This window comes from Amycolatopsis sp. NPDC102522, from assembly GCF_055584485.1.
The window spans coordinates 96,370-114,736 of record NZ_JBVJLY010000011.1; the positions used below are offsets into that span (position 1 = coordinate 96,370).

At 68.8% G+C, this 18,367-nt stretch carries 18 protein-coding genes; 10 read left to right on the forward strand and 8 right to left on the reverse strand.

The annotated features are described in order from the left end of the window. The first annotated feature begins 98 nt into the window (after positions 1 to 98). Positions 99 to 1,412, forward strand: a complete 1,314-nt coding sequence (locus ACZ6YV_RS25095; protein ID WP_465511947.1) for an alginate O-acetyltransferase AlgX-related protein — start codon at positions 99 to 101, stop codon at positions 1,410 to 1,412. Here ACZ6YV_RS25095 and ACZ6YV_RS25100 read toward each other — a convergent pair. The 3 genes from ACZ6YV_RS25100 to ACZ6YV_RS25110 all read right to left on the reverse strand — a co-directional run bounded on the left by ACZ6YV_RS25100 (position 1,409) and on the right by ACZ6YV_RS25110 (position 4,225). Next, the gene (locus ACZ6YV_RS25100; protein ID WP_465511948.1) at positions 1,409 to 2,290 is read right to left on the reverse strand and encodes a metal ABC transporter permease; all 882 of its coding nucleotides are present in this window, start codon (positions 2,288 to 2,290) and stop codon (positions 1,409 to 1,411) included. The two genes, ACZ6YV_RS25095 and ACZ6YV_RS25100, sit on opposite strands and share 4 nt — an antisense overlap. 175 nt (positions 2,291 to 2,465) lie before the next feature. After that, positions 2,466 to 3,299, reverse strand: a complete 834-nt coding sequence (locus tag ACZ6YV_RS25105; protein WP_378239419.1) for a metal ABC transporter ATP-binding protein — start codon at positions 3,297 to 3,299, stop codon at positions 2,466 to 2,468. Next, on the reverse strand, positions 3,299 to 4,225 hold the full coding sequence (locus ACZ6YV_RS25110; protein ID WP_465511949.1) for a metal ABC transporter solute-binding protein, Zn/Mn family: 927 nt from the start codon (positions 4,223 to 4,225) through the stop codon (positions 3,299 to 3,301). Before ACZ6YV_RS25110 ends, ACZ6YV_RS25105 begins: the two co-directional genes overlap by 1 nt. Positions 4,226 to 4,425: 200 nt before the next feature. On the opposite strand from ACZ6YV_RS25110, the gene ACZ6YV_RS25115 reads away from it, so the two are divergent. The 4 genes from ACZ6YV_RS25115 to ACZ6YV_RS25130 all read left to right on the forward strand — a co-directional run bounded on the left by ACZ6YV_RS25115 (position 4,426) and on the right by ACZ6YV_RS25130 (position 8,021). Beyond that, positions 4,426 to 5,526 (forward strand): LacI family DNA-binding transcriptional regulator, encoded by a 1,101-nt coding sequence (locus ACZ6YV_RS25115; protein ID WP_378239417.1) that lies wholly within the window; start codon positions 4,426 to 4,428, stop codon positions 5,524 to 5,526. A gap of 51 nt (positions 5,527 to 5,577) precedes the next feature. Further along, positions 5,578 to 6,069, forward strand: coding sequence for a beta-class carbonic anhydrase (locus tag ACZ6YV_RS25120; RefSeq protein ID WP_378239416.1), 492 nt, complete (start codon positions 5,578 to 5,580; stop codon positions 6,067 to 6,069). A gap of 22 nt (positions 6,070 to 6,091) precedes the next feature. Continuing rightward, positions 6,092 to 6,967: an HhH-GPD family protein gene (locus ACZ6YV_RS25125; protein WP_465511950.1), complete on the forward strand. Its 876-nt coding sequence runs from the start codon at positions 6,092 to 6,094 to the stop codon at positions 6,965 to 6,967. 88 nt (positions 6,968 to 7,055) lie between these two features. Beyond that, on the forward strand, positions 7,056 to 8,021 hold the full coding sequence (locus ACZ6YV_RS25130) for a peptidoglycan recognition protein family protein (protein ID WP_465511951.1): 966 nt from the start codon (positions 7,056 to 7,058) through the stop codon (positions 8,019 to 8,021). Here the strand turns inward: ACZ6YV_RS25130 and ACZ6YV_RS25135 are convergent. Beyond that, complete coding sequence (locus ACZ6YV_RS25135) at positions 7,966 to 9,120, reverse strand: MFS transporter (protein WP_465511952.1); 1,155 nt, start codon at positions 9,118 to 9,120, stop codon at positions 7,966 to 7,968. The two genes, ACZ6YV_RS25130 and ACZ6YV_RS25135, sit on opposite strands and share 56 nt — an antisense overlap. 166 nt (positions 9,121 to 9,286) lie before the next feature. Between ACZ6YV_RS25135 and ACZ6YV_RS25140 the strand changes: the two genes are divergently transcribed. After that, on the forward strand, positions 9,287 to 10,729 hold the full coding sequence (locus ACZ6YV_RS25140; RefSeq protein WP_465511953.1) for a M1 family metallopeptidase: 1,443 nt from the start codon (positions 9,287 to 9,289) through the stop codon (positions 10,727 to 10,729). A 131-nt stretch (positions 10,730 to 10,860) separates the two neighbouring features. On the opposite strand, the gene ACZ6YV_RS25145 is transcribed toward ACZ6YV_RS25140, so the two are convergent. Genes ACZ6YV_RS25145 through ACZ6YV_RS25155 form a run of 3 tightly spaced genes read right to left on the reverse strand, consistent with a single transcriptional unit; the run spans position 10,861 to position 13,951 of the window. Further along, entirely contained in the window at positions 10,861 to 11,841 is a 981-nt protein-coding gene (locus ACZ6YV_RS25145; RefSeq protein WP_465511954.1) for a LysR family transcriptional regulator, read from the reverse strand. Continuing rightward, on the reverse strand, positions 11,838 to 13,151 hold the full coding sequence (locus tag ACZ6YV_RS25150; protein WP_465511955.1) for a purine-cytosine permease family protein: 1,314 nt from the start codon (positions 13,149 to 13,151) through the stop codon (positions 11,838 to 11,840). The genes ACZ6YV_RS25145 and ACZ6YV_RS25150 overlap by 4 nt, the downstream gene beginning before the upstream one ends. A gap of 2 nt (positions 13,152 to 13,153) precedes the next feature. Then, positions 13,154 to 13,951 carry a tRNA-dependent cyclodipeptide synthase gene (locus ACZ6YV_RS25155; protein WP_465511956.1) on the reverse strand — a complete coding sequence of 266 codons (798 nt, stop codon included), beginning with the start codon at positions 13,949 to 13,951 and terminating at the stop codon, positions 13,154 to 13,156. A gap of 132 nt (positions 13,952 to 14,083) precedes the next feature. Between ACZ6YV_RS25155 and ACZ6YV_RS25160 the strand changes: the two genes are divergently transcribed. The 3 genes from ACZ6YV_RS25160 (at position 14,084) to ACZ6YV_RS25170 (ending at position 16,024) form a co-directional block, all read left to right on the forward strand. Then, positions 14,084 to 15,010, forward strand: coding sequence for a LysR family transcriptional regulator (locus ACZ6YV_RS25160; RefSeq protein ID WP_465511957.1), 927 nt, complete (start codon positions 14,084 to 14,086; stop codon positions 15,008 to 15,010). Between the two features lie 194 nt (positions 15,011 to 15,204). Continuing rightward, complete coding sequence (locus ACZ6YV_RS25165; RefSeq protein WP_378239404.1) at positions 15,205 to 15,555, forward strand: rhodanese-like domain-containing protein; 351 nt, start codon at positions 15,205 to 15,207, stop codon at positions 15,553 to 15,555. 31 nt (positions 15,556 to 15,586) lie between these two features. Further along, positions 15,587 to 16,024, forward strand: a complete 438-nt coding sequence (locus ACZ6YV_RS25170) for a thioredoxin family protein (RefSeq protein WP_465511958.1) — start codon at positions 15,587 to 15,589, stop codon at positions 16,022 to 16,024. On the opposite strand, the gene ACZ6YV_RS25175 is transcribed toward ACZ6YV_RS25170, so the two are convergent. After that, the gene (locus ACZ6YV_RS25175; protein ID WP_465511959.1) at positions 16,003 to 16,803 is read right to left on the reverse strand and encodes an alpha/beta fold hydrolase; all 801 of its coding nucleotides are present in this window, start codon (positions 16,801 to 16,803) and stop codon (positions 16,003 to 16,005) included. The two genes, ACZ6YV_RS25170 and ACZ6YV_RS25175, sit on opposite strands and share 22 nt — an antisense overlap. Here ACZ6YV_RS25175 and ACZ6YV_RS25180 point away from each other — a divergent pair. Then, positions 16,802 to 18,244 (forward strand): M1 family metallopeptidase, encoded by a 1,443-nt coding sequence (locus ACZ6YV_RS25180; protein ID WP_465511960.1) that lies wholly within the window; start codon positions 16,802 to 16,804, stop codon positions 18,242 to 18,244. The two genes, ACZ6YV_RS25175 and ACZ6YV_RS25180, sit on opposite strands and share 2 nt — an antisense overlap. The last annotated feature ends 123 nt before the right edge of the window (positions 18,245 to 18,367 follow it).

Consider the following 18,367-nt stretch of genomic DNA (forward strand, 5'->3'; position numbering starts at 1 on the left):
GGGCCGTGGACCTGCGTTTAGCGGGCTAAACGCGATCTGTGGGGGCGGAAGTGAGGTGTTCTCACTTGCGGGAGACACGGGGTGATTACGGTGGAGGGGTGGCGTCCGAACCCCAGCAGCTGCCAGCCGTCCACGAGGCGTGGCTTCCGCGTGAGCACGCGTTGCACCGTCCCCGCCACGGCGGCAGGCAGCTGACCGCGCTGATCAGCGCTCTGCTGTTCTTCACCACCCCCGCGTTGCTGTGGGTGTTCGGCGTGCGGCCGGGCGAGATCGAGAACCACAAGCTCGCGAGCTTCCCCGGCCTGGACAAGGGCTGGGGCTTCTTCACCGACATGCCCGCCTGGGCCATCGACCAGCTGTCGTTCCGGCCGGGCGCGATCACCGCCGCGGACGCGATCAGCCGCGGCATCTTCGGCGAAGGTGCCCCGCTCGACCAGCCTCCACCGCAACAGCAGGCGGGCCCGATCCCCGCCCCGCCGGCGCCGACGCCGTCCAAGACCGCGCCCACCCAGGGCCCGACGCCGAACGCCGCGTCCGGCTACCGCCGGGTCGTCCAGGGTCGCGACGGCTGGCTGTACTACGGCTACGACGCCGACGCGAAATGCGATCCGTCCCGCCCGCTGCCCGAGACGATCGCCAAGATCAACGAGCTGCGGCGCGCGGTCGAGCAGTCCGGGAGGCGGTTCGAGCTGGTCGTCGCGCCGGACAAGTCGACGATGGTCCCGCAGTTCCTGCCCGACTCCTATCCCGGCCGCGACTGCTCGCGGTCGGCCGAGGCGACCACCTGGCACCGGATGCTCAAGGACGCCCGCGCGATCGACCTGCGGCCCGAACTGCGCGCGTCCGAGGGCCGGGTGCAGCGGCCGGTCTACCCGCCGAACGACACGCACTGGGCCGACGAGGGCGCGCTGGTGATGACGCGCGCGATCGCGAACGCGATCAAGCCGGGTGTCACGCAGACCTGGGTGAGCGTTCCCGTCGGGCAGTACGACGCCGTCGCGGACCTGCCGCCGCTGATCAGCAAGCAGGGCACGAAGACGAACACGATGTACAGCCTCCGCCCGGATGGCCTGGTCGAGCGCGCGGGCGAGACCAACGGCGACATCGACCGGCCGGTGTACCGCACGGCGAGCCCGCTGATCGGGACCGTGGACGAGAAGGTCCTGATCTACGGCGACTCGTTCACGAAGGCGTCTTCGCGGTATCTCTCGGGCGCTTTCACGAACCTGACGATGCTGGCGCACTTCACCCAGAAGACGTCGCAAGCCGAGGCTGTCGACGCTTTCGTGAACGCGAACGTCGTGGTCCTCGAAGCCGTGGAGCGCAGTGTGGCCGGGGGGCAGCTCGCGTTCATCGACCCCGGTTTCCTCGAAGCGGTCAAGAAGGCGCTCGCCGAGCACCCGATCCGCTAGCGCAAGGCGGGCTGCGGCGTCGCCGTCGGCTCGACGCGGACCCGCGTGCTCCGCCCGCGCAGCCACGCGATGAGGCGGCAGACCAGGTAGATCACGAACGAGATCGTCGTGACGAACGCGCTCACCGGCTTCCCTGGCGCGAGCGAGAGGATGATCCCGCCGAGTGCCGCGATCTCCGCGAACACGATCGACAGCACGGTCGCCTTCCACGGGCTCGCCGTGACCCGCGCGGCCGCCGCGGCCGGGGTCACCATCAGCGAGACCACCAGCAGCGCGCCGACTATCTGCACACCGAGCGCGCTCGAAATGCCGACAAGCACCGCGAAGATCAGCGAAAGCAGCCGCACCGGGACACCGCGCGCCGTCGCGACAGCGGGGTCGACCGTGGCGAACAGCAGCGGCCGGTAGATCACCGCGAGCACCACCAGGACGACGACCGAGGCGCCGACGAGGAGGTTCAGGTTGGTCGAGTCGATGGTGATGATCTGCCCGACGAGGATGCCGAACTTGTTGGCGCTGCGGCCTTCGTAGAACGACAGCAGCAGGACACCCATGCCGAGCCCGAAGGCGAGGATCACGCCGATCACGGAGTCGCGTTCGGACTCGCGGCCGCCGAGGATCCCGATCAGCAGGGCGGCGATGACCGCGCCCGCGAGGCCGCCGAGTTCGACGCCGACGCCGAGCAGCAGCGCGCCGGCCGCGCCGGTGAAGGCCAGTTCGGCGGTGCCGTGCACGGCGAACGACATCCGCCGCATGACCACCAGCGGGCCGAGGACGCCCGCCACCAGGCCGAGGACGGCGGCGGCGAGCAGCGCCGTCTGTACGAAGTCGAGGCCGAGGAGTTCGCCTGTCAGGGCGAAGTCGAACATCTTGTCCACGGCGTTTATCCGAGAACCCGCGACCGCGATCGCGTCGCCAGGGCGCGAGTTCGCGTCATCAAGCGCGTTGATTCGCCAAGGCGCCCTGCCGCCCCGATCGCGGGGCCTCCGGCCGGGGCGGGTTCTGCGTGTGGTCCAGGCCGCACGAATGACCTCACTTCGTCTACCACTTCCGCTAACTGGCCTGTTCGTCGATGTGGTGGGGTTCGTCCTCGCACAGCGCGCTCTGCGCCCCGGCGACGTGGATCTGCCCGCCGACCTTGAGCACCTCGATCCGCGTGCCGTACAGCTCGGACAGCGTCTCCGAGTTCATCACCTCGTCCGGCTTGCCGACCCGGAACTGGCCGTTCACCAGATACAGCACCCTGTCCACATAGGACAGGATCGGGTTGATCTCGTGGGTGACGAACAGGACGGCGGTGTCCGCCGAACGCCGCCGCTCGTCGATCAGCTCACTGACCGCGCGCTGGTGGGCGAGGTCGAGGGAGAGCAGCGGCTCGTCGCACAGCAGGACCGCGGGGTCGCCGACCAGCGACTGCGCGACGCGGAGCCGCTGCTGCTCGCCGCCGGAAAGCCGCCCCACCGGCTGTTTCGCGTACGCCTGGGCGCCGACGGCCTCGATGGCCCGCGCCACCAGCTGACGTCGCTTCGAAATCCCGAAGAGCCCCGTCCCCCACCGGTGCCCGTCCAGGCCGAGGCCGACCAGGTCCACCCCGCGCATCGTCAGGCCCTCGTCGAGGGCGCGCTGCTGCGGGATGTAGCCGATCCGCCGGTTCTGCCCGCCGGGGCGCCGCCCCGCGATCTCGACCGTGCCCTCGGGCAGTCCCTGCTGGCCGAGCAGCACTTTGAGCAGGCTGCTCTTCCCGGAGCCGTTCGGCCCGAGGATCGCGAGGAACTCCCCGGGCTCGACGTCGAGGTCGAGCCCGGACCAGAGGGTCCTGGTGCCGAACGCGAGGCTCGCCCCGCGGACACGGACCGCGGGACGCGCCTCGGCAGGTACGGAGCTCACTACTTCAGTGCTCCCGCCAGCGCGTCCACTGCCTTGGTCATCCATGCAATGTAGTCGGTCACACCCTGGGGAAGTGTTTCGGTGACGTCGACGACGGCGATCCCGGCGCTCTTGGCGTCGCCGACGATCTGCTGGGTGACCGGGGTGGTGGTCTGCGCGTTGTTGACCACGGCCTTGACCTGCTTGCCGGAGATCAGCTGCTTGACCTCGTTGAGCGCGGCGGCGGGCACGTCCTGCTCCGCTTCCACGGCCGCGGCGAAGGCGGGCGGAGTCGCGTCGGTGACCTTCGCGCTGTCGAGCAGGTAGTGCGCGACGGGCTCTGTCGCGACGACCTTGCCGGAGGTGCCCAGCCCGGTGACCTTCTTCAGCAGTTCCTGGGTCTTGCCCTTGAACGCGGTCGCGTTGGCGGTGAAGGCGTCCTTCGACGCGGGCTGGATCTCGCCGAGCTTCGCGGCGACCTGGTCGGCGATCTTCTCGACGCCGGGCAGGCTGTACCAGACGTGCTCGTTCTCGTTGCCGGTCGCGGCGATGTCGACGGCGACCAGTTTCCGCGCGCCGGTGGCCTGGTCGGCGAGCTTGGAGAAGAACTCGTCGTAGCCGCCGCCGTTGGACAGCGCCAGCTTCGCGTTCTTCGCGGCGATGGCGTCGCTCGCGGTGGTCTCGTAGGAGTGCGGGTCGGCCGAGGGGTCGTGGATGATCGAGGTGACCTCGACCTTGTCGCCGCCGACTGCGGTCACGACGCTGCCCCAGACGTCGGTCGAGGCGACGACCTTGATCTTCTCGCCGCCGGGGTTCGCGGCGGACGCGTTCTGCGAACCGGAGCCCGTGGACGCCTTGTCACTCGACGCGCAAGCCGTCGCGCCGAGCGCGAGGACGGCCAGGGCCGACACGGCCGCGAAAACACTCTTAGTACGGCGGGAATTCATTTACTGCACTCCTGCGGATGCCCAGGCCAGGTGTCCCAGATGCCGGGTAATGGAAACCGTTGTCAGATTCAACTGTACCCCATCCGGCTGACGGAACCCGCTGTCCAGGTGTGAGCTGTACCCAGGGTCACTCTGAATCGAGACCTGCCACACGTCGGGTGATGCTTCTGCAAAACGTTCTGAACCGTTACGGTTTGCGGATGGGCCGTCCTATTCGCACCAGGAGGCAGGCGACACTGGCGTCGTTGGCCGCGGAGCTCGGTGTGTCGAGGACCACCGTCTCCAACGCCTACAACCGACCCGACCAGCTGTCCCCTGAGTTGCGCCGCCGTGTTCTCGAGACCGCACGGCGCCTCGGCTACCCGGGCCCGGACCCGGTAGCCCGTTCACTGCGGACGCGCAAGGCCGGCGCTGTCGGTCTTTTGCTCACAGAAAACCTCTCCTACGCCTTCCGCGATCCGGCCGCCGTCGGCGTGCTCGAAGGACTCGCGCTGGCGTGTGAAGACGCGGGCGTCGGCCTGCACCTGGTCCCGGCGAGCCCCGGCAACGAGGACGTCGCGGCCGTGCACCGCGCCGGTGTCGACGGTTTCGTCGTCTATTCGGTGCCCGACGACGACCCGCATCTGGGCGCCGTACTGGAACGCCCGGTGCCGACGGTGATCGTCGACCAGCCGCGCGTGGACGGTGTCGACAGGGTCGGCCCGGACGACGCGGCCGCCGTCACCGCCATGGCCGAGCACCTCATCTCGCTGGGTCACCGGCAGATAGGCGTGCTGTGCATGCGGCTGGCCCGCGAGCGCAACGACGACTTCGTCTCCATCCAGCGGCAGAGCGCCGCGCACTTCCACGTCCAGCGGATCCGGCTGGAGGCGCTGGCCGCCGCGTTCTCGGCGGCCGGGGTCGACTGGGCGACGGTGCCGGTGGTCGAACGCTTCGACCACACAGTGGACGACGGCGCGTCTGCCGCGCGTCAGCTGCTCGACGCGTATCCGCAGGTCACAGCCGTGATCTGCACTTCGGACATCCTCGCGCTCGGCGCGCTGGCCGAAGCGGAACGCCGTGGGCTGCGCGTGCCGCAGGATCTGACGGTCACCGGATTCGACGGCATCACCGAGGCCGAACGCTCCGGACTCACCACGGTCCACCAGCCGGTGCTCGAGAAGGGCAAGGCGGCGGGAAAACTGCTGCTCAGCTCGGCCGACCGGGTCGGGCCGAAGGTGATCACCCTGCAGACGGAACTGCGGGTCGGCCGCACGTCGGCACCGCCACGAACGGCCGAAGAACGCTGGTTCGGGCCGTGATGTAGCCCGTAAAACGTTGCTCTCACCGAGCGTGTCGGTTCAAATGGTCACGTGACCTCCATCGACGTACTTCTCAAGCGAAACCAGGAGCTGGGCGACGTCACTCCTGGTGACCGCTCGTCCCCGAGGCCATCACTCCAGGTGGCGGTACTGACCTGCATGGACGCCCGTATCCGGGTGTTCGAGATCTTCGGCCTGCTGCAGGGCGAGTCTCACGTCCTGCGCAACGCCGGCGGTGTCGTCACCGACGACATGATCCGCTCGCTCGCGCTGAGCCAGCGAAAGCTGGGCACCCGTGAGGTGCTGATCGTCCAGCACACCGAATGCGGCCTCTCGATGGTGACCGAGGACAACTTCAAGGACGAACTCGAAGAGGCCTCCGGACTGCGTCCGACCTGGGCCGTCGAGGCGTTCCGCGAGGTCGAGGACAGCGTGCGCCGGTCGGTGCAGCGGGTCCGGCGCAGCGACTTCCTGCCGCACACCGACAACGTGCGCGGCTTCGTCTACGACGTGAAGACGGGACACCTCACGGAGATCGCGTAGCGCGCTTCCCTAAGCTGGCCCAGTGGGCGTCGACGCGGATGTGCTGACCGAGTGGTTCGACGAAGTGGGGCGCGACCTGCCCTGGCGTGAGCCGGAGTGCACCGCCTGGGGCGTACTCGTCAGCGAGATCATGTTGCAGCAGACGCCGGTCGCGCGCGTTCAGCCGATCTGGCTCGAATGGATGGCGCGCTGGCCGGTTCCGTCGGCGCTGGCGGCGTCGTCGCAGGGCGAGGTCGTGCGCGCCTGGGGCAAGCTCGGCTACCCGCGGCGCGCGTTGCGGCTGCACGCCGCGGCGGCCGTCATCGCCGCCGAACACGGCGACGTCGTCCCGTCCGATGTGGACACTCTGCTCGCGTTGCCGGGCATCGGCGCGTACACCGCGCGCGCTGTCGCGGCCTTCGCCTACGGCAAGCGGGCGCCGGTGGTGGACACGAACGTCCGGCGCGTGGTGGCCAGGGCGGTGCACGGCGCCGGTGACGCCGGACCGCCGTCGAACACCCGCGACATGGCCGACGTCGAGGCGCTGCTGCCGCCGGAGGACGCGCCCGCCGCGAAACTCTCGGCGGCGCTGATGGAACTCGGCGCGCTCGTCTGCACCGCGCGGTCGCCGCAGTGCGCGGACTGCCCGATCTACGACGACTGCGCCTGGCAGCACGCGGGCAAACCCGCCTACGCCGGCCCTGCGAAACAGGTCCAGAAATTCGCCGGGACCGATCGCCAGGTGCGCGGGCTGCTGCTCGACGTCCTGCGCGGCACCGAAGGCCCGGTCGAGAAGGCGCGGCTCGATCTCGTCTGGCACGAATCCGGGCAGCGCGACCGCTGCCTCGACTCTTTGCTGGTCGACGGCCTGCTCGAACAGACCGGGGACGGCCTGTTCGCACTCCCTGGTGAACACTAACGCATTACGACAAAAGTTGGTCAATGGTTGTCATCGGCGCGATGGCGGGTTAGTTTTCCGGCCAACGCGCATGATGGGAGTTACGCCCGTGGCCGACTTCGACCGACGTACCGCGCTCAAGGGCGGCCTGACGGTAAGCGCCGTCGGGCTACTGGGGACGACAACGATTTCCGCCGCAGCCGCGGCGCCCGGGGCAGCACAAGAACCCACGATCCACGACACGGCGGCCTGGGGTGCCCGGCCGCCGAACGGGGCGATCGAGGTGCAGAACCACAAACCGACGTACATCGTCGTGCACCACACGGTCGATCCCGGCAACGTCACCGACTACACGCTCGAACACGCCTACTGGGCGTCGCGTTCGATCCAGAACTTCCACATGGACACCCGTGGCTGGGTCGACAGCGGCCAGCAGTTCACGAACAGTCGCGGCGGGCACATCACCGAAGGGCGGCATCGCAGCCTGGAGATCCTGCGTGGCGGCAAGCAGCACGTGCTGGGCGCGAACGTGGGCAACAACAACAGCACCTGCATCGGGATCGAGAACGAGGGCCTCTACAGCAAGGAAGACGTCACACCCGCGCTCTGGGACTCGCTGGTGAAGATGGTCGCGTACATCGCTTCGCAGTACGGGATCTCGCCGGAGTTCATCAAGGGGCACCGGGACTTCAACTCGACCGAGTGTCCGGGGACCGTGCTGTACAACCGGCTTCCGGAACTGCGCACCGCGGTCGGGAAGCTGCTGGGCTCCGCGTCGCCGAAGGCCGACCTGCCGGAGTGGCCGCTGCTCAAACCGGGCGACTCCGGACCGCGAGTGCGGGTGGCGCAGGAACTTCTGCGGGGACGCGGTTTCACCCTCCCCGTCGATGGCCTTTTCGGACAGTCCACAAAGGATGCCGTCGCCGCGCTGGCGGCCCGCAACGGGCTGGAACGCGACGCCTGCGGCGCGACCGCGGCGACCGACGAGACCGGGTTCCTCGGCTCCGACGTCTGGCCGCTCATCGTCCGGTCGGGCACCGATACGCGGGCGCTGAAAGCACGACTCGCCGGCTGAACAGCAGCGGCAAGAGGACCACGAAGGCGGCGCACCAAGGGAGCAGGAACGTTCCCAGCGGCAGCAGCAGGCCGCCGATGAGGGCTCCCCCGGCGACGGCGCCGTTCCAGGCCGCGATCGTGAGCGACTGGGCGGCGTCGGCGGTGGGGCCCGCGATCAAGGCGGTGACGGCCTGGAACGCCGTGGGCGCGCCGCCGAACGCCAGGCCCCACAGGCAGGCTGCGGCCAGCACCAGGCCGTGGACGCCGCCGCTGAGTCCGATGAGGACGATGGCGGCGGCCGTCAAGGCGGTGCAGGACACCAAGACGGCGCGGGGATGACGGTCGAGCGCGGAGCCGACCGCCACCAGCCCGCCGACCGTGGCACAGCCGAACACCAGTAGCGCCGCGCCCAGCATCGGCGCCGCGTCGAGCCCGGCGAGCACCGGGCCGATGTAGGTGTAGGCCACGTTGTGCCCCAACGAGAACAGCGCCACCGTCGCCAGCACGGGACGCATCCCCGGCAGCCGGGACGCGGCCAGCGGCCGGGTGGGCCCCGCCGGATCCGCGGGTACGGCGGGCACCGCGACGAGCACCCACGCCAGCAGCGGCACGGTGATCAGCGCCATCGCGGCGAACGCCCAGCGCCAGTCGGCCAGTTCGCCGAGCGCGGTCCCTGCCGGGACGCCGAGCGCGAAGCCGATCGGGGTGCCGGACATGGCCACGGCCAGCGCGCGCCCGGTGAGTCCCGGCGGGGCGAGGCGCATCGCGTAGCCGGCGACGAGTGACCACATCACCCCCGTCAGCGCGCCGGAAACGACCCGCGTCGCGAGGATCAGCGAGTACGACGAGGACACCGCGATCACCAGGTTGGTGACCAGGAAACCGGCGATCAGCACCAGGAGCAAGCGTTTGCGCGGCACCCGCAGCGTCGCGCCGGTGAGCGGGATGGCGGTGAGCGCGGTGGTGATCGCGTAGACCGTCACCAGCTGCCCGGCGGCCGACGGGGAGACACCCAGCTCCGCGGACATGCCCAGCAGCAGCCCGGCGGGCAGCACTTCGGTGAGGCAGCCGAGGAAGACCGTCGTCGTCAGCGCGAGCAGCGCCGGGAAGGGCAGCATGCCTGGACGATCTCTTCCCCCGCGCGGCGCGGGTAGTCCCCGACGGTCATGCCGCGGCGTTATCGGCCGGGATAACCCCGTGGCATGACCGGCTGGCAGTGCCGCGCGCGACGCGGACGTACGCACGATGACCGGGCATCCTCCCCGGCAGAGAGAAGGCCCGTTCATGACCGTGCGGATTCGGTGGCAGGAGCCACTGTGCACCGCGTTGCTCGCCACCACGATGATCGGCGCCTGCCCGGCTTCGGCGGTGGCCCAGCCGGCACCCGGCAGCGACGGGTACGTGCACGTCTCGCCCGACGGCACCGTCCTCGGCCCCGATCCTTACTACCCGAAGGACGGCAACGGCGGCTACGACGTCGACAAGTACTCGCTCGCGCTGGACTACGCGCCGTACTCGATGCTGCTGAGCGGCAAGGCGACGATCACCGCGACAGCCACCCAGGACCTGAGCCGGTTCGACCTCGACCTGCGCGGGCTCACCGTGCGCTCGGTCAGCGTCGACGGGGTGGCCGCGACGTTCCGGCGGGTGGGCGAACACGAGCTGGTGATCACCCCGAAGACCCCGTTGGCCGCGGGCAAGCGGTTCACCGTGGTGGTCGGTTACGACGGGCGGCCGGAGCCGCTCACCACGGCGCGCGGCCGGGTCGGCTGGCTGGCGGCCTCCGGCGATTCCGCCGTGGCCACCGGCCAGCCCCGGTCGGCGATGACCTGGTTCCCGGTCAACGGCACCGAAGTCGACAAGGCGACCCTTCGCGTCTCCGTCACCGTCCTGGACGAATTCTCCGTGATGGGCAACGGTTTCCAGGTCTCCGACGTGCCCGCGGGCTTCGGGCGGCACACCGTCACCTGGTCGGAGGACACCGCCCTCGCGCCGAGCACGGCGATGCTCGGCATCGGGCGCTGGGAGGTCGAGAAGATCGCGCTTCCCGGTGGCCGGACGGCGATCAACGCGTACCACCCGTGCGCCGTCGACAAGCGGGCTATCGGCGGACGGCTGCCCGAAGTGCTGGAGTTCCTCACCGGGAAGTTCGGCGACTACCCGCAATCGGCGGCGGGCGGGCTGTTCCTCGACCGCTCCCTCGGCTACACGCACGGCGCCCAGACCCGGCCGGTGTACGGCCGCACGGCCACCGTCGCCGATCTCGTGTACGCCACCGCGTACCAATGGTGGGGTGCCGGGGTGAGCGGCAAGATGTGGCGCGACACGCTGATGCCCGAGTCCGTCGCGCAGTACGCGGTGTGGTTGTGGGACGAGGCCAAGAACGGCGCCGACCTGGACCGGCGCTACCGCGAGACGGTGGCCAAGGTGAGCGGGGACCCGGCCTTCTGGGCGCCCAAGCTCACCGATCCGGGCAAGGGGACCGAATTCGCGCCCACCCCCAAGGCCGTGCTGATGATGCACGCGCTGCGGCGGCTGATCGGCGAGGACGCGTTCTTCCAGATCATGGCGGGCTTCCCGATGATCAACCCGCAGGGGAACCAGAACTGGCACGACTTCGAGCTCTACGTCTCCGCGATGACGCAGCGCGACCTCGGCGAGTTCACACACGCGTGGCTGGACGGCACGGTGCGGCCGCCGGACGCGCTGCTCTACCCCGGGCAGTAGACCGCGCTTGACGCGGATCTCGCGTGATCAGACCCGGATCTCGCGTGATTGGAGACGTGACTCGCGTGATTGGAGGCGGATCTCGCGTTTAAACACGCGAGATCCGTGTCTGATCACGCGAGTCACGTCCTTTACCGCTCACGAGTCCTGTCCAGGTACGCGGCGTAGACCGGCGCCGTCCTCGCCTCGGCCCAGTACGTTTCGACCACGGCGGAGATCAGCTCCTCCTGCCGTCCCGCCACGAAGGTCTCCCGGTTCCAGGCGAGGACATGCCTGCGCGGCAACACATCCCCGCGCAGCGGGCGCGTCACGATGCCGTTGTCGCACGGATCGCAGATCGGCTGCGACAGGCCGATCGCGCCGGCCTTGACCACCAGCAGTGCCACCTGCTGCGAAGTCACCTGATGGGCGACGGTCGGGCTGAAGCCGTGCCGCGCGCAGGTGTCGGCGAAGTACTTCGTGAACGTGGCCGCCGAAGAGTCGGACACCATCACCCACGATTCGTCTCGCAGCTCTCGCAGGTCGATGCTTTCCCGGCTCGCCAGTGGATGATCTTTCGGCAGCAGGACGAAAGTCGGCTCGGTCACCACCACCGTGGTGTCCACGTTCGCGGGGATTTCGAGCTCGTGGCCCGGATAGTCCTTGACCAGCGCCAATTCCGCGCGCCGCTGGGCCAGCAGCGGCAGCAGCCGCTCGGGGTGGTCGTCGTGCACGACCTGTACTTCGGAGACCTCCGGCCACAGCCTGGCCACCAGTGACGGCAGATGCGAGACCAGCGCGCTGGCCACCGATGCCACGCGGACGACATCGGGCGGGCCGCTGGGACAGACTCGTTGCTCGATGTCTTCGAGCAGTTTGTCCAGCTGTGGCAGCAAAGCGGCTGTCCGGCGCAACAAGAGCTCGCCCATCGGTGTCGGCTTCACACCGCCCTCGCGCCGATCGAACAACTGGTAGCCCAGCATGTTCTCCAGCCGTTTGAGTTGCGCGGAAACCGCGGGCTGGGTGACACCGAGAGCGATCGCGGCACGGGAAAGGCTCCCCGTGTCCGCGATCGCCCTGATCACCCGCAGGTGGTGGACATCCAGTTGTACGACGTCGAACTCCTTTGTCACGAAAGGGTTTTCGACCCGCCGGAAGAAGTCATCGCCGCGGGAACCGCCGCGGCCGTGGTCCGTCTGCCGAGAAGAACATACAGGAGAAAAGCACCGAGAACGGAGTTCACCGTGGGGATTCCCCACGGCAGCCAGATGCCCACCGCGGCCCCGGCCACCCAGCAGATCAGCGCACTGGGAACCCAGGCCGGGCAGGTCTGCGGAAGTTCCCCGGACGCGCGGGTGGCCTCCAGGTCCGGTTTCCAGCGCCGCACCACGTAGTACTCGGCGATCACCACTCCCGCCACCGGCGGGGTGAGTACGCCGACCCAGGTCAGGAAGGTGGTGAAGTGGTCGAGGATGCCGATCGCGGAGAGCGCCGTGCCGAGACCGCCGAGCAGCAGGGTCGCGGTGGTGCGGTCCAGCCGCCGGGACAGCAGCACCTGCACGGTGTTCACCAGCCCGAGCGAGGACGAATAGAGGTTCCAGTCGTTGATCTTCAGGATCGCCGTGACCAGGATCAGCGTGCCGAGCACCCCGGACGACGACGTGATGATCCCGACCACGTCGGCGCTTTTCGCCGCGTGCGCGAGCAGCACCCCGATCAGGCCGATCAGGTACTGGCCGAGGGTGACGCTGACCAGGGTCTGCTTCACCACGTCGGACGCGGTCCGGTTGAACCGGGTCATGTCCGGGGTCATGATCGCGCCCATGATGAACGCGCCTGCCACCAGCGTGGTGCCCTGCGCCAGCGACATCGCGGGCCCCGGCGGCGGCTCGGCCACCAGCGTGGACAGCGCGTGGCCGTCGAGCGCGGAGATGATCGAATACCCGGCCAGCGCGAGGAAAGCGGGCACCGTGAGGTACGCCGTCCAGGCCATCGCGTGGAACCCGAACACCACGATCACGGTGACCAGCGCCCCGCCCGCGAGCGCCCACACCCACACCGGCGGACCGCCCATCAGGGAGTGGAGTCCGTGGGCGAACACGTCGTTCTGCACCCCGAACCAGCCCGCCAGGCTCAGCGTCATGAGGAGCCCGACCAGCGAGGACCCGCCGGTGCCGAAGCCTGTCCAGCGCGCGAGCACCGACGTCGACAGCCCCTCCCGGGTGCCGGCGATGCCCATCAGGATGGTGATGATCTCCAGCAGTACCGAACCGATCGTGATGGCCAGTACCGCGTCCCAGAAGGTCATCCCGAACCCGAGTACCGCGCCGAGCAGGAACTGGTGGAACGAGGACACCTGCCCGAACCGTTGCAGCGCGACGGAAACCCAGGAGTAGCGGCGTTCGGCGGGTACCCGTCGCAGGGAGAAGTCGTCGTGTTCCACGGTCACTCCACCCGTTCCGCGACAGCCTGTTCCGGGATGGCCTGTTCGAGGACGACGAAACCCTGTCCCGGCAGCGGCCGCCAGGCGAGTTCGCCGCGGTAGAGCCGTTCGAGGAACGCGACCCGCTGGTGGTAGGCGAACACGGAACTGCCGACCCCGGCCACGGCGACCGTGCCGACGAACATCGGCAACTCGGCCAGGAAGTACCGGACGGCGCTGCGCAGCTGGTCACGGGTGGGGTGTTCGCCTTCGGGCAGCCGCCGGTCCAGCACCCAGCCCGTGGCGTCGAGACAGTGTTCGGCGAACTCCGGGTCCAGGGCGAAGCGTTGGTGTGCCTCGGAAAGCAGGCCGAGATACGCGGGATCGGCTTCGAGCGACGCGGCGTCCAGGATCAGCGTCTGCGGATCCGAAGGGCAGACCTGCAGCAGCGCCCGGACGATCTTGTTGCGCGTGTAGTTGCCCTGTCGCTGCGCCTTCTGCGCGGCGCGAATCGGGTCGTAACCGAGCGCTTCGAGAGTGAACGCGGACGGCCCGTCCGGGACGAAGAAATGAAAACCGTTGAAAGCCGACATGGCCCAGCGGGCGAGATCGGCGATCCGTTCCACCGTGAAATAGCTGTTGAACGGGCTGATGCCGATGCAGACGTGCTCGGCTCGCGCCAAAGGATCAGCGCAATGCTCCGTGAGCGGCAGTGGTCGCAGCAAGACGGCTCCTGATTCGCGGATATGCGGGGAGAACGAGGCGTCGACCGACGCTAGCCACGGCGAGTGACCGCCGGTATTGCCGACAGTGGTTGTCATCGCGTTATAGGAATTCGAAGGATCTTTCGCAAGTTCACGACAACGGTGAATGCGGCGCGACCTTCGGAGGTGCCGGACACGGGCGGGAGCGCGGTATACGAAGTCATGGAGATTCAGGTTCGGCATCTTCGAGTGATCTGTGAGATCGCTGCCTCCGGCAGCCTCAACCGTGCCGCCGCCGGACTCGGGCTCGGGCAGCCCGCGCTCAGCCACCAGTTGCGCCGGATCGAGCGGATGGTCGGCGGGTCCCTGTTCCACCGCGACCAGCACGGAGTACGGCCCACCGAACTCGGCGCCCTGATCCTGCGGCGGGCCAAGGCGATCGTGCTGACCTTCGACGAACTGGAGCACGACTTCCACCGTCAGGAACCCGAGGTCGGCGAATCGATCAGAATCGGCTGGAACGACAGCGCCATCACGGGTTCGCTGCTCGCCGGGCTGCGGGACCTGAGACCCGGCGAGCCGTTCCGCACGCGCGCCGACACCTCGCGCACGCGGCTGCTCGCCCAGGTCGCGAACCGGGGTATCGACCTCGCGCTGATCATGATCTGCGGCAGGCGCGGCCTCCCGGTGCCGCCGGAGGTGCGGACCATGACCCTGGTCGAGGAGCCGTCGTTCGTCGCGGTGCCCGCGGGACACCCGCTCGCCGACGAAGAGGAGATCGACCTCACCGAACTGGCCGGGGAGGACTGGATCGTGTCGAGCGGCGGCGACGGCTGCCGCGTGGTGTTCCGCGAAATGTGTCTCGCGCACGGTTTCGATCCCCGGATCACCCACGACGTCGACATCGACACCGCGCGGGAAGACCTGGTCAGCGGCGGGCACGGCGTCGGGCTCGTCCAGCCGACCCGGCCGCCGTCGGACGGACTGGCCATCCGGCCGCTGGCGGGCGCGCCGATGTGCGTGCGGCACGTGCTCGCCTGGCGGGAGGACGGCCCGTGCGCGCCCGGCGTCCCGGAACTCGCCGGCGAGGCGACGGCGGGATACTGGCGGCTCGCCGAGCGGACGGCGCCGTACCGCGGCTGGCTGCACCGCCACGGGCGGCTGGCGGCCGGATAAGCCGGTACAGAGAGCCAGTACCGCCGAGCCAGTACCGGCTCGTGAGTGGCAAGAACGGTTAGAACCGTCCTTGCCACTCACGAGGCCCGTGAACCCTCGATAACGCCTCGGCATGCGGAGGCGGCACTAGAGCGGGCCCCGGAAGGCGGCCGACGATGGGAATCGTCAATCAAGGTCGTCTGAGAAGGGGCACCATGCTGCCGTTGATCACTCGTACGGAACTGCTCTCCCGAATGGAGGCCGGCACGGTGGTCGTGGTCGACACGATGCCGGTCGCCTATTTCGAAAAGGAACATCTGCCGGAATCGCACAACATTCCGGGTTTCCCCTACGAACAGGCCGCCGAATTCACCGACCAGCTGGCACCTGCGGTGCTGCCGGACAAGGCCGCCGCGATCGTCGTCTACTGCGCGAACACGCCGTGCCGCAACAGTGAATTCGTCGGTCGGCGTCTGCTGGAGCTCGGCTACACGAACGTCCGCAAGTACCGCGAAGGCATCGAAGACTGGGTCGCGAACGGCTTGCCGACCGGATCTTCGTCCTGACCGGATTCCCCTCACAGCCAAGGAGATCCTCTTGTCCAAGACCAAAAGGTTCGTCTGTGTGCTGGCCGGTGTGCTGGCGCTCATCACCGGCTTCGGCTCGGGCGCGGCCTCCGCCGCACCGAAAGCCGAGAACGTGATGACGGTGACTTCGGGCAACTACGCCGAAGTCATGAACATCTCGAAACAGAAGCTGGTCATCATGGACTTCGGCGCGACCTGGTGCCCGCCGTGCCGCCAGATGAAGCCCGTGATCGAGCGGCTCGCCGGCGAGTACGGCGGCAAGTTCCTGCTCGGCGAGGTCGACGTCGACCAGAGCCGCGACCTGTCCGGCAAGTACAACATCCGCTACCTCCCGACGCTGGTCGGTGTCCGCAACGCCGCTGAACTGCCGTCCGCGCGGAACATCGGCTACCCGGGCGAGACGAAGCTGCGCGCCTGGATCGACGCTCAGCTGGCGAAGAAGGGCTGACCGATGACGTCGGAGAGAAACGCCTCGACGGCACCGAGGTAGGTCTCCGGCGCTTCGTCGTGCACCACGTGCCCGGCGCCTTGGACGACGATGTGCCGTCCGAGGCCGCCGGGCACGCGCGCGGCCAGCTCGGCCTGCTGGCCGTGCGGCATCGCCGTCCGTTCGCCCTCGATGGCGAGCAGCGGGCATTCGACCCGCTCGACGAACTCCCAGAAGTCCCGCCGTCCCCATTCCGCCGCGATCTCGTACAGATCCGGGAGCGACGCGATCAGGTGATAGCCGTCTTCCCGTTCCTCGACGCATTCGACGAAGTAGTCGCCGGTGTCGCCGAAGAATTCGCGCACGTGGGCCAAGGACCGGAACGGGACCGGCCAGGATTCGAAATAGCCGCGCCAGGTGTCCACGGTCCGGCCGCGCTGATCCGGCGCGAAGTCCTCGCAGACCACGGCGCGGACGAGCCCGGGATGCGTGGCCGCGGTGACCCACGCGTGCAGGCCGCCCATCGAATGTCCGATCAGGATCGCGGGTTCGCCGAAGGTCCGCAGCACCGCGGCGACGTCGTCGGCGAACCGCTCGGTGCACCAGGGCCCGCCGCGCGGTCCGCGGCCGTGCCCGGCCGCGTCGAGACCGTGGACACGCCCGTACGGTTCGAGCCTTCGCGCGACCCGCCACCACGTCGTCGCCCTGCCCATCAACCCGTGCAGGAGGACGATCGGCGGCCCATCACCGCCGAAAGTGATCAACCCGTCGCGCTGAATCACCACTAAGCTCCCCTCCATGCGCAGCCGTGTCCCCGCCGCAGGCCTGGTCCTGGGGGTCGTCTGCGCCCTGATTATCGGCTGCAGTGCCGATCCTCCCCCGGCCGCGCCCCCTCCGCCGCCGCCGATGAACCCGGCGCCGGGTGCTTCGGGCGCGGGCGACCCGTACTACCCGATGGACGGAAACGGCGGTTACGACGCCGTCGAATACCAGGTCGGGATCACTTACGACCCCGTGAAAGGGCGACTCGACGGCGACACCACGGTGATCGCGAAAGCGACCCAGGACCTCAATCGGTACAACTTGGACTTACGCGGCTTGACGGTCCAATCCGTTGAAGTGGAGGGAAAACCGGCGAAGTTCGCCCGTGAAGGCGAATTCGAGCTGGTGGTGACTCCCGCCGAACCGATCCGGACCGGGAGCACCTTCCGCACGAAGGTCGTCTACGGCGGCGACCCGTCGGCGACCCCGAAGGCGGGCGGCAGCGAGAACGGCTGGCAGAAGTCGAAGAGCGGCGGCGCGTTCATCGTCGGCGAGCCGCATTCGGCGTCGTTCTGGTACCCCGTCAACGAAACCCCGCGCGACAAGGCGATGTTCAACCTCACCGCCCGCGTGCCGGACGGCTGGACCGTCGTCTCGAACGGGCGCGAGATCCAGAAGACCGCGGCGAACGGCTGGGCCACGACGTCCTGGCAGGAACGCACCCCCGTGGCGGCGTACCTGACCACGGTCGCGATCGACAAGTTCACCGTCGACCGGATGGCGCTCCCGGACGGGACGCCGCTGGTCAACGCGTACGCGCCGGGCGCGGAGGACAGGCGGGACACCGGCAGGCGGCTGCCGGAGATCATCGGCTTCCTGACCTCGAAGTTCGGGCCGTACCCGGTGGACGCGGCGGGCGGGATCTATCTCGACGAGGACATCCACTTCTCGTTGGAGACCCAGACCAGGCCGACCTACGCGAAATGGGCCGACCTGATCACCGTGGTGCACGAAACCGCACATCAGTGGTTCGGCGATTCGGTGACCCTGAATTCGTGGTCCGACATCTGCCTCAACGAATGTCTCGCGTCGTACGCGCAATGGCTGTGGCAGGAATCGCGGGACAACGAGAACCTCGACGACCGCTACCGCGCCGCGCTCGAGATCATGCGGGGCAGCCCGGATTTCTGGAAGTCGAAACTGGTCGGCATGGGCGCCGGGCAGGAATTCCACGGCGTCTACGACAAGGGGATCCTGGCCATCCACGCGCTGCGGCGGAAGATCGGCGAGGGCGCTTTCGGGCGGCTGCTGAAGGAGTGGCCGGCGGCGTATCGGAACGCCAACGCGACCTGGGCGGATTTCGAGGCGTTCACGATCAAGCTTTCGGAGCAGGACCTGCGGCCGTTCTTCGACGCCTGGTTCCACGGCACGGCGATCCCTCCGGACGCCGAACTGCTCCCGGGCACCCTCCGAGGCTGACCCTGCCGTATCCAGAGGACTAAATGCGGCGGTTGATCGGACGGGACTGTCCGTGAAGGCCGAGACCTGGGCACTTAGAGGACTATTGGGCCGAAAGGCAAAGTTGTCCGGGCAGGAATGATG